At 45.8% G+C, this 11438-nt stretch carries 10 protein-coding genes; 3 read left to right on the top strand and 7 right to left on the bottom strand.

Features of this window, described 5'->3' with window-relative positions:
- Nucleotides 1–558 precede the first annotated feature (558 nt).
- Nucleotides 559–2148, top strand: coding sequence for a bifunctional phosphoribosylaminoimidazolecarboxamide formyltransferase/IMP cyclohydrolase (gene purH, locus Xinn_RS17615; RefSeq protein WP_086956518.1), 1590 nt, complete (start codon nt 559–561; stop codon nt 2146–2148).
- Nucleotides 2149–2169: 21 nt separating this feature from the next.
- Nucleotides 2170–3453 carry a phosphoribosylamine--glycine ligase gene (purD, locus tag Xinn_RS17610; protein WP_086954570.1) on the top strand — a complete coding sequence of 428 codons (1284 nt, stop codon included), beginning with the start codon at nt 2170–2172 and terminating at the stop codon, nt 3451–3453.
- Nucleotides 3454–3502: 49 nt separating this feature from the next.
- On the opposite strand, the gene Xinn_RS17605 is transcribed toward purD, so the two are convergent.
- The 5 genes from Xinn_RS17605 to hemE all read right to left on the bottom strand — a co-directional run bounded on the left by Xinn_RS17605 (nt 3503) and on the right by hemE (nt 7110).
- Nucleotides 3503–4156, bottom strand: coding sequence for a DUF1481 domain-containing protein (locus Xinn_RS17605; protein ID WP_086954571.1), 654 nt, complete (start codon nt 4154–4156; stop codon nt 3503–3505).
- 50 nt (nt 4157–4206) lie between these two features.
- The gene (gene hupA / locus Xinn_RS17600) at nt 4207–4479 is read right to left on the bottom strand and encodes a nucleoid-associated protein HU-alpha (protein ID WP_086954572.1); all 273 of its coding nucleotides are present in this window, start codon (nt 4477–4479) and stop codon (nt 4207–4209) included.
- Between the two features lie 184 nt (nt 4480–4663).
- On the bottom strand, nt 4664–5254 hold the full coding sequence (locus Xinn_RS17595; protein WP_086954573.1) for a YjaG family protein: 591 nt from the start codon (nt 5252–5254) through the stop codon (nt 4664–4666).
- 76 nt (nt 5255–5330) lie between these two features.
- The gene (gene nfi, locus Xinn_RS17590) at nt 5331–6008 is read right to left on the bottom strand and encodes a deoxyribonuclease V (protein ID WP_086954574.1); all 678 of its coding nucleotides are present in this window, start codon (nt 6006–6008) and stop codon (nt 5331–5333) included.
- A 37-nt stretch (nt 6009–6045) separates the two neighbouring features.
- On the bottom strand, nt 6046–7110 hold the full coding sequence (gene hemE, locus Xinn_RS17585) for a uroporphyrinogen decarboxylase (protein ID WP_086954575.1): 1065 nt from the start codon (nt 7108–7110) through the stop codon (nt 6046–6048).
- A gap of 504 nt (nt 7111–7614) precedes the next feature.
- Between hemE and dcp the strand changes: the two genes are divergently transcribed.
- A complete protein-coding gene (gene dcp, locus Xinn_RS17580; protein WP_086954576.1) occupies nt 7615–9813 on the top strand; it encodes a peptidyl-dipeptidase Dcp in 2199 nt (732 codons plus the stop codon).
- Nucleotides 9814–9911: 98 nt separating this feature from the next.
- Here the strand turns inward: dcp and nudC are convergent, their stop codons facing one another.
- On the bottom strand, nt 9912–10706 hold the full coding sequence (nudC, locus tag Xinn_RS17575; protein WP_086956519.1) for an NAD(+) diphosphatase: 795 nt from the start codon (nt 10704–10706) through the stop codon (nt 9912–9914).
- A gap of 251 nt (nt 10707–10957) precedes the next feature.
- On the bottom strand, nt 10958–11438 hold a 481-nt coding region (locus Xinn_RS22165), incomplete at its 5' end, for a hypothetical protein (protein WP_169923605.1).

Genomic DNA, 11438 nt, shown 5'->3' with positions numbered 1-11438 from the left:
CAGTCACTCTTCAAGACTTTAATCTTTTTTGCCTTTCGGCATGTCGATAGGGTCTTGCGAGTGCCCACACAGATTGTCTGATAAATTGTTAAAGAGCGGGGCAACCGGAAGTCTCTTCCGTGTTGCGAGGCTGCGTATCTTACGCTTTCCTCTCTGAGTGTCAAGCCTTTATTTCGTGGCTTTCAACTCTTGTCATCTCGACTTGTTTGTGTGTTTGTCGTGACAACGGATGCGCATTATAGGGAGTTTTACGGCGCTGACAATAGTTTTTTTTAAAAAAATTACTGACTGCTGCATTACACAGCAAAAGCCACACTTATACTCAGTTACACACAAAGTTATCAACAAACCGATATTTTAATAAAAATTGTCGAGCATCGCGCAAACGTTTGCGTTACAATCTCAGCCGGAAAAATCGCCATATGATTTTTTCTGGTTGTTTTGAAATGTTATTGTGGAAGACCATTTTTTCTTCGAATGATGTTTTTTCGCCCTAATAAGGCAGAAGTTTTTCTCAATAACACATTCTTGTTTGATGAAATCCAAGGGATCACACCAATGCAACAGCTTCGTCCAATCCGTCGTGCCCTGCTGAGTGTTTCTGACAAAGCGGGTATTGTTGAATTTGCTAAGGCCTTATCCAATCGTGATGTTGAATTGCTTTCAACGGGAGGAACTGCCCGCCTGTTGACTGAGGCGGGCCTGAATGTCACTGAAGTTTCCGACTACACAGGTTTTCCTGAAATGATGGATGGCCGGGTGAAAACACTTCATCCCAAAGTACATGGCGGTATTCTTGGCAGACGCGGGCAGGATGATGAGGTGATGGAACAACATCAGATTGCACCTATTGATATGGTGGTCGTTAATCTTTACCCCTTCGCCCAGACTGTCGCAAAGCCGGATTGTTCTCTGGAAGATGCCGTTGAGAATATTGATATTGGTGGCCCGACAATGGTTCGCTCCGCAGCCAAGAACCATAAAGATGTTGCGATTGTTGTCAACGCACAGGATTACAACAAGATTATTGAGGAAATGGATAACCACCAGAATTCGCTGACTCAACCGACTCGTTTCGATTTGGCTATCAAGGCGTTTGAGCATACCGCTGCTTATGACAGTATGATTGCCAACTATTTTGGCAAACTGGTGCCGGCCTATTATGGCGAGAACAGCCAGCCATCAGGAAAGTTCCCCCGCACACTGAATCTCAACTTTATTAAGAAGCAGGATATGCGTTATGGCGAGAACAGCCATCAGGATGCTGCCTTCTATATAGAAGAACATATAAAGGAAGCGTCTATTGCTACCGCAACACAATTACAGGGCAAGGCGCTTTCTTATAATAATATTGCCGATACCGATGCCGCTCTGGAATGTGTGAAAACCTTCGCTGAACCGGCCTGTGTTATTGTTAAACACGCTAACCCCTGCGGCGTGGCTATCGGAACGGATATTCGTACTGCTTATGATCGGGCATTCAAAACTGATCCAACATCAGCATTTGGCGGGATTATCGCTTTTAACCGCGAACTGGATGCTGACACTGCGAAGGCCATTATTGAGCGTCAATTTGTCGAAGTCATTATTGCTCCTTCTATTAATATAGAAGCGCTGCCTATTCTGGCTGCCAAACAAAATGTCCGCGTTCTGTCATGCGGAGAATGGCATTCAGCGGCTGCCGGTCTGGATTTCAAGCGCGTCAATGGTGGTTTATTGGTGCAGGATCGCGATTTAGGCATGGTAACGGAAGCAGAATTACAGGTAGTTTCCAAACGTCAACCGACAGCTCAGGAAATGCAGGACGCCTTATTTTGTTGGAAAGTGGCTAAGTTCGTTAAATCTAATGCTATCGTTTATGCCAAAGATAATATGACTGTTGGCATTGGTGCAGGACAGATGAGCCGGGTCTATTCAGCCAAGATTGCAGGAATTAAGGCCGGAGATGAAGGTCTGGAAGTTCAGGGGTGTGCTATGGCTTCTGATGCTTTCTTCCCATTCCGTGATGGCATTGATGCCGCAGCGTCAGTCGGCGTGACCTGCGTAATCCAGCCGGGTGGTTCTATTCGTGATGATGAAGTCATTGCCGCTGCTGATGAGCATGGTATTGCCATGATTTTCACCGGAATGCGTCATTTCCGCCACTAACCAACTTCAGAGGAATACCCGATGAATATACTGATTATTGGCAGTGGCGGGCGAGAGCACGCTCTTGCATGGAAAGCAGCTCAATCTCCACTGGCAGAGTTGGTTTACGTCGCTCCGGGCAATGCAGGAACGGCTCTGGAACCGAACCTGAAAAATATAGATATTGCCGCAACCGATATTGACGGATTGCTGGCATTTGCTCAAAGCCATCATATTGGTCTCACAATTGTAGGCCCAGAAACACCTCTGGTTATTGGCGTGGTTGATGCATTTAAACAGGCCGGGCTGACCATTTTTGGCCCGACTAAAGCTGCCGCTCAGTTAGAAGGGTCTAAAGCCTTCACTAAAGATTTCCTAGCACGCCACCATATTCCAACAGCGGCTTACCAGAATTTCACCGAAATCGAACCTGCTCTTGCTTATCTGGAGAAAACAGGTGCCCCTGTTGTTATTAAGGCCGATGGTCTGGCGGCGGGTAAAGGTGTCGTTGTCGCGATGACAATGGAAGAAGCGCAGAACGCAGTTAAGGATATGCTGGCAGGCAATGCATTCGGTGATGCAGGGCATCGAATTGTCATTGAAGAGTTTCTGGATGGAGAAGAAGCCAGCTTTATTGTCATGGTTGATGGTCAAAATGTCGTTCCGATGGCAACCAGTCAGGATCACAAGCGGGTCGGTGATGGTGATACCGGGCCAAATACCGGCGGTATGGGGGCTTACTCCCCCGCGCCAGTGGTTACGGATGAAGTCCACCAGCGGGTAATGGAGAAAATTATTTATCCGACTGTTAAAGGAATGGCAGCCGAAGGGAATACTTATATCGGTTTTCTATATGCCGGTTTGATGATTGATAAACAAGGCGAACCGAAAGTCATCGAATTTAACTGCCGATTTGGTGATCCTGAAACCCAGCCCATTATGATGCGCCTGCGTTCCGATTTAGTGGAACTGTGTCTTGCCGGAGCAAAAGGTCAGTTAGGCAGTAAAACCTCTGAATGGGATAACCGTTCTGCGCTGGGTGTGGTGTTAGCTGCAAACGGCTATCCTGCTGATTACACTAAAGGGGATGTGATTACTGGTCTGAATCAGGAAACACAGGCCGATGAAAAAGTTTTTCATGCCGGAACTGCGCTGAAAGATGAAGAGGTGGTCACTGCGGGTGGTCGTGTTTTGTGTGTTACAGCATTGGGTGATGATATTGCAGAAGCCCAGAAAAAAGCCTACCGACAAGCTGAAAAGATTAACTGGAAAGGTCGTTTTTACCGGAAAGATATTGGCTACCGCGCTATTGCGCGTCTGAAATAGCAATATACGAAACATTCTGGAAAATAAAGAGCAGGCGGAAGTAATAGGTTTACAGCTTATCTTTCGTCGGCTCCCAAAGACAAAAATTGTCATTGGCAACTAGCAATAACTGTGTACCTTCTGGTGAGTCCAGCCATGCAATGGTGAGTATGCCGTAACTGTTTTTATTTCTTTCTTCGAGCCATGTTTGTGCCTTCGGGTCAAATTCAATAGATATTTTTTCTCCTGCGCAAGTAGTCACTTCGCCGTTCTGCCAGTGCCCCTGCCTCAGTTTTACCTGTCCGGCGTTCAGAGCATCGCTGGTTTCTTTTATTCGGCTGGCATCAAATAATGAATTTATAATGTCATCGTTAGAAAGTTGCTCGCGGCGTCCACTAAACTGGCGCTGCATAAAAACCACGTTGTCGTTTTTATCTAACCGCAGAGTTTCTTCCATCGGGTTATCATTGAGTACGCTGCGACGCATCTGCCACAAATGTCCATGACGATATTCGTAGAAAGTAACGGTGGTGTTTTTATGCTGGTAAGGGCTGTAAACGCTCATAATGACCTGAGGTTTACTGTCTTGATCATTCAGACGCCACAGGCGGATAACGCCGCCATCAGTGATGAAACCACTGGCGCTGAAAGTTGGTTCTTTCGGTTGGACTGAGCAGGCGCTGAGCAATGAGATTAACCCCAATGCTAACAGCCCCTGTATCATCAACAAAAGGGGCGTTGACTTCCCCTCTTTTTTCTTTTTTCGCAATACGATTATTTGACTGCGTCTTTCAGAGCTTTACCAGCTGAGAAAGCAGGTACATTTGCAGCTGCAATTTTGATTTCTTTACCAGTCTGTGGGTTACGACCAGTACGCTCTGCACGATGGTTAACTTTGAAAGTACCAAAGCCAACCAACTGCACTGCATCACCGCCTTTCAGAGATTCAGTGATTGCAGCCAAAGTTGATTCCAGTGCAGCTTTAGCCTGAGTTTTGGTCAGGTCAGCACCTGCTGCGATTGCATCAACTAATTCAGTCTTATTCATAGATTATCCTTACAGTGTGTTTATCGTTTGCAAAGCATCGAGTGCGACGGATATGCCGATTTGACAGCACCCCTGCATACACGCACCGATAGCCACTTCTTTTCGCCCTCAATTTAGAACAGAGTGAGGGCAAATGTGAAGTCTTTAAATCCGGCAAATCAAGCACTAAGTCACGTTTTATAACTTATTGCTCTAAATTTATGCCGATATTGCTGACTCCGCACTCACGGAGATCAGCCTTTAATCCTTTAATTAATTCTATGTCCCGTTCTTCGCAGTTCGCCAATAAACGGTAAATCTCCCATTGAATATCCCATTCCTCTTCAATGGCAGGCAATGCCTTTAATTCATCCTCTGTCATTTCCTGACCAGCCTGCGTCATTTCCAGCATGGCGACAGTACGGATGGATATTTCACTGACGGCTATTGCATGCTCTAACGTTGAACCACTCAAACGCGAATGAATGACTTCACCTAATGCAATACACGCATCAATTGCTGGATACACACCATAAATATCATAGCTATCTGCTGATGGGATAATGGCTTCCAATTTTTCCAGCTGGTTATCAAAATTTACTTTTGCATCTTTGACAACTAATGTCTCCCACACCAGGTCAAGAATTCGACGATATTGTGCAGGATCAGCAAACTCAGTCTGATGGCAAAACGTGTGATAATTCGGATACATCCGCTCACATAGACTAGCCATAAAAGTCAGATGTTGCCAACTTTCCAGCTTCTCCAACCTCAGGTGGATCGGGTTTTTTAACATTAGTCGCTACTCATGATGCCTAATTTGCGCCGAAGTTTACCTGAAAATCAAGAATATCCACATATTTCCGCTTCAATTAAAGACTTTTCTGCATTGTTTGCCTAAAAAACGCTCTATTTGAGGCTATTCCGTCAGCCCAACGGGTCGGTTCAGGTAACTTATATCCTTTCATACAGTGTTCAACCCAACCCATGGCGCTGTCAATACTGACCTTATGACCAATGGAAATATAGAGCGGATTACACCTTTTTTTGCTCCGCCATACCAGACCGATCTGTTCACCGTGATCAATCAGTGGCTGACAACTTCCCACTTCTTCCCCGACAGGGGCATGTTCACCACACAGACGACTTTTAGCTACCCCAATTGTCGGAACATCCACCAGCAAACCAAAATGGCTGGCAATGCCGAAGCGTCTTGGATGAGCTATTCCCTGACCATCAACCATCACCAGATCAGGGCGTAAAGTTAACTGACTCCATGCAGCGAGCAATGCCGGGTATTCACGAAATGAGAGTAAACCGGGAATATAGGGAAGCACAGTTCCCTCTCTCGCGATTTTGTATTCTACCAGCTCAAGAGAGGGATAATGCAAAACAGCGATAGCAGCACGGGTTATCGTGCCGTTTTCTTCAAACCCAACGTCAGCACCCGCAATGAACTCCGGTCTAAAAGAGGCAGAAAGCACATCATGGCGGATAACCAGCTGTGCCTTCTCTGTCTGTTCTTTACGTAGTGCCTTTGTGTTAAGCATAGATAATGTTAAGCATAGAAAATATTGAGCATAGAGCCTATTGATGGTATTTCGCTGACAATCGGTGTACTGCTTCAACAAAAGCTCCGGCATGCTCTGGCGGAACGTCCTGATGAATACCATGCCCCAGATTGAAAACATGCCCGTTGCCAGTACCAAAATCATGCAGGATTGTTGAGACTTCCTGTTCAATCCGCGCTGGCTGAGCATACAGCATAGATGGGTCCATATTTCCCTGTAGAGCAACCTTATCACCGACACGACGGCGGGCATCTGCAATATTGGTTGTCCAGTCCAGACCAAGTGCATCACAGCCGGTTGCAGCCATCGCTTCAAGCCATTGCCCTCCCCCTTTGGTAAACAGGGTGACAGGCACTCGGCGGCCTTCATGTTCACGGATCAGTCCATCGACAATCTTATGCATATATTGCAGGGAAAAATCCTGATAATCACGCTGGGACAAAACACCTCCCCACGTATCGAAAATCATAACAGATTGCGCACCGGCTTTAATCTGTGCATTCAAATATAGAATAACGCTGTCTGCCAATTTATCCAGTAACAGATGGAGTGTCGCAGGTTCAGCATACATCATGGCTTTGATCTTAGTAAACGCCTTACTGCTCCCGCCTTCAACCATATAAGTTGCCAGCGTCCACGGGCTACCGGAAAAACCAATCAGAGGAACCTGCCCTGCCAGTGCCCTGCGGATCGCACGGACAGCATCCATAACATAACCCAGTTCCATTTCTGGATCAGGAACAGGTAGCTTTTCCACATCAGCATGATTCAGGATAGGAGAGTGGAAACGTGGCCCTTCCCCCGCCTCGAAATACAGCCCTAACCCCATTGCATCAGGGATGGTCAGAATATCGGAAAACAGGATGGCCGCATCCAGTGGAAAACGCCGCAAAGGTTGAAGAGTAACTTCGCAGGCCAGTTCTGTATTTTTGCACAACGAGATGAAATCCCCCGCCTCCTGACGTGTTGCTTTATATTCAGGTAAATATCGCCCTGCCTGACGCATCATCCATACCGGAGTGATATCAACTGGCTGACGTAATAAGGCACGCAGATAACGGTCGTTTTTCAACTCATTCATGACAGGCTCCCTTGATTATCAATAAAAAGCGCCCGCATGATAACACGTCGAAAGCTTAACTTCCGTTGTGACTGCTAATAAATAAACGTTCGGTCATTAATCAACAACATAAAATGAAAAAAAATTTATGTATCGGTTCACAAAATTCGGAACAAGGACTAGTCACTCCGATCTATTGCTCTCATTATGTTAATCTTGTGTTACAAGTATGTAGCACAAAGGCAATGCAGAAATCTCACATTGCCACAACCCTTCACCGTTCGCGCTTTTCAGTTAATCGTCGGATGAATTGGTTTACGTTAGTTAATCGACTGTATCAAAGCTCTTATAAAGTCATTTTCATTGAAAAATAACCGATCAAACTCAATGGATTTCGCGTTGCATCGCAGAGGCAAGGGAATAACAAATTAATCAGGAACGAATTTGCCCAGCCAAACAAAAGCCTCCGGCGAGAGGCAGCTTGAAAGACGAAGAGTTTAAACCTACATGGAGGAGTTTCGACTGATGCGTTTATCCATTTTAGTACTGGCTATTGGCTTAGCACTCGGCACTCAGGCGCAAGCCGAAGAAAATAAACGGGGCTCTGATCACAGGAACATATCAAGTGATCAGATAAAGGAGATGAGTGTGACTGATGAAGCGAATCAACAACAATCCAAGCAGAATCCTTTCTTCTACACCAGTGAACTGCCTTTCCAAGCACCTCCGTTCGATAAGATAAAAGAAACAGACTATGCACCCGCAATAACTGCCGGTATTAAACAGAAGCTGGAAGAAGTGGAGAAGATAGCCAATAATCCTGCACCACCTGACTTTGAAAATACCTTTATTGCACTGGAAAAGTCCGGCACGATGCTGGATCGGGTCACGAACGTATTTTGGGCGATGACATCCGCTAATACCACTGACGGGCTGCAAAAAATAAGTGAGGAGATGTCTCCCAAACTGGCGGCAATGAATGATGAAATTATGCTGAACAGTAAACTGTTCAACCGTATCAAAACCATTTACCAACAACGCGAGACATTGAATCTGGACGCAGAATCACTCCGCTTGGTCGAAGTCATTTATAAGCAATACGAGTTAGCGGGTGCCAATTTGTCTGACGCCGATAAAGTAAAACTGAAAGCATTGAATCAGGAAGCGGCGACCCTCCGTACCCACTTTACCAATAAGTTGCTGGCGGCAACCAAGAATGGCGCACTGACTATTCAGGATAAAACACTACTAGCCGGGCTGTCAGAGGGCGAAATTGCCGCTGCTGCACAGGCAGCCAGTGAACGTAAACTGGATAATCAATGGCTGTTAGTATTACAGAACACGACCCAACAGCCGAGCCTGCAAGACCTGAAAGACCGCAATACACGTAAGGCTCTATTTGAAGCATCGTGGAACCGGGCCGAAAAAGGGGATGATAATGATACCCGTCAGACTCTGTCCCGGTTAGCGAAAATCCGGGCGGAGCAGGCTAAGCTGCTGGGTTTCAAAGATTACGCATCATGGAAGCTACAAGGTCAGATGGCGAAATCGCCTGATGTAGCACTGAAATTTTTGCGTGATATTGTGCCTGCCGCAACTGCCCGTGCTGAACGTGAAGCCAAAGATATTCAGGACGTGATTGACCAGCAAAACGGCGGTTTCAAACTGGAAGCGTGGGACTGGTCGTTTTATGCCGAACAGGTACGCAAAGCAAGATATGACTTGGACGAATCCCAGATTAAGCCGTATTTCGAACTGGATAGCGTTCTGAATAACGGTGTGTTCTATGCCGCTAATCTGCTTTACGGCATTACCTTTAAAGAGCGAAAAGACATTCCGGTTTATCACCCCGATGTTCGCGTATATGAAGTTTTTGATAAAGACGGGCAACAACTGGCCTTGTTCTATACCGATTACTTCAAGCGTGACAATAAAGCCGGTGGTGCATGGATGAGTAATTTTGTCGATCAGTCAAAGCTCTTCGGAACCAAGCCGGTGATTTACAACGTTGGCAATTATACTAAGCCAGCTCCGGGCCAACCAGCGCTGTTATCCTATGATGACGTGATCACAACATTCCATGAATTTGGGCACGCCCTGCACGGCATGTTTGCTGATCAGATGTATCCAACGCTATCCGGTACCAGCACCGCTCGTGACTTTGTCGAATTCCCATCACAAATTAATGAATACTGGGCTAAAGATCCGAAGGTATTTGCTAATTACGCCAGACATTACCAAACCGGAGAGGTAATGCCGCAGGCGCTGATAGATAAGATCAATCAGGCTGATAAATTTGACAAAGGTTATAAAATGACTGAGTTGCTATCAGCTGCATTGTTAGATATGCACTGGCATATGCTGACTGCTGATCAACCGCAACAAGACGTGAATCAATTTGAAGTAGCATCTCTGCAATCGGATAACATTCACCTCAGCTATGTACCGCCACGCTACCGCTCCAGTTACTTCAAACATATTTTTGGGGGTGGTTATGCAGCCGGTTATTATGCTTATCTGTGGACAGAAATGCTGGCAGACGATGCCTTTGCATGGTTTACCGAACATGGCGGCCTGACAAAAGAAAATGGCCAGATTTTCCGCGATAAGATCCTGTCGCGTGGTAATAGTGAAGATCTGGAAAAATTGTATATAAACTGGCGTGGGAAGGCACCGAGTATTGAGCCTATGCTGCAAAACCGAGGCCTGACAGAGCAGAAATAATAACGAAGAATAAAGTATCCTGAAAGATTGAGAGTTACCTGATACAGATACTGGGTAACTCTCATAATTTGTACATAATCCGCTATTGTTACCGGCTATCAATATTGGCGGGAATTCTGGGAATGACAGTTCTGACGACATAGTACAACCGTTTCCTCAATCAGACGGCGGGCAATCGTATCTGGCCCAGGGATCAGGGGAAGATCATCGTACCGATACCAATCCGCACTAATCAGCTCAACGGGATCATGCTCAATCTCACCACTTTCATAATCTGCCAGAAATCCCATCATCAATGAGTGTGGAAAAGGCCACGGCTGAGAAGTGACATACCGCAGATTACGGATTTTTATTCCACTTTCTTCCATTACCTCACGATGTACCGTCTCTTCCAGTGTTTCTCCCACTTCCACAAATCCAGCCAGTACCGTATGAATACCATTACGATGACGCTGGTGTTGTGCCAGCAGAATGTGATCTTCACGGCGGATGCCGACAATAATACAAGGAGCAATTTGCGGATAATAACGTTCATCACAACGATGACACTGACTGGCCCATTCATCTTGAGTCGGTTGCATTTCATGACCGCAATAACCACAGTAACGATGTGAACGATAGAACTCTGCTAATTGAACTCCGCGCCCTACCAATTGAAATAATTGAGGTTCCTGTTCTGCAATCCGGCGGGGAGAATACATATCAGATGTCATCTTATGACGGACAAGCCACACGATTTCTCCTAACCACTCGCCAATAGCGTAAGCCACAAGTCCCTGCAATGACCAGCTTTCAGCAGTTCCCAGCGGCAAATCTCCCTGTGGTAGCCAAACTCTGTTTTCAAGGCTGACAATCCACCAGCCCCGCTCTATACCTGTCAGTTTTTTTTGCATCATCAGTTCCATTATTTGTTATGCCATATACTGTGTTAATCAGGAATATATTAACCAAATCAGCGTTAATTAAATGTTAACCAAAGTGAACATCAGTACAGCATACTCTTCTTCATCGTATTCTGTCTGCAATCCGTTATATTAATAATGCCTCTGAATACCATTGAAATTCCAACTCCAGAGTTTCACCTTTTTTCTTATGTTTCTACTGCAAAAAGCGCCTCTTATCAGGAGGCGCCATCCTGCTGATCTTAATTATCATCAAGGAGTAGTTCTTTGATATTTAAAAGCACATTTCCTGAAGGCTGGATTTCAAATGATACCTGCGCCGTAGAGTGCAGTTCATTATTGATAAATTGTTCTACGGGCACTGTATATTTTCCTTTTCCAAACAGGTAGGGTCCGCAGGACCATTTCCCTGATGCAGCAACAGTGGTATCACACACTTCATTATTTTCCATTTTCCCGATATGTATCCGGGCATCGGGATCACCTATCCCGGTAATGTTAAAGGGCATCAGATGAAACACCGCATTCTGTTTGGGGGCCGTGATACTGACCGGTGTATGAATAACCTCATACTCACGTGCCGCTTCCGAGGTTCTTTCATAATGGATCTTAGTCGGCTCCCCCGCTTGGATTTCCTGATACTGAGCCGCATAAAGCGAAAAAGTGCCCGTTTGTTTTGCTGTCAGCACCGGATTATTGGGGCATACCCACTTACCGTTGTCA

It is taken from the genome of Xenorhabdus innexi (assembly GCF_002632485.1).
Classification (GTDB): Bacteria; Pseudomonadota; Gammaproteobacteria; order Enterobacterales; family Enterobacteriaceae; genus Xenorhabdus; species Xenorhabdus innexi.
Note: the sequence above shows the minus strand (reverse complement) of the source record. Positions and strands in the feature narration are given on the sequence as shown.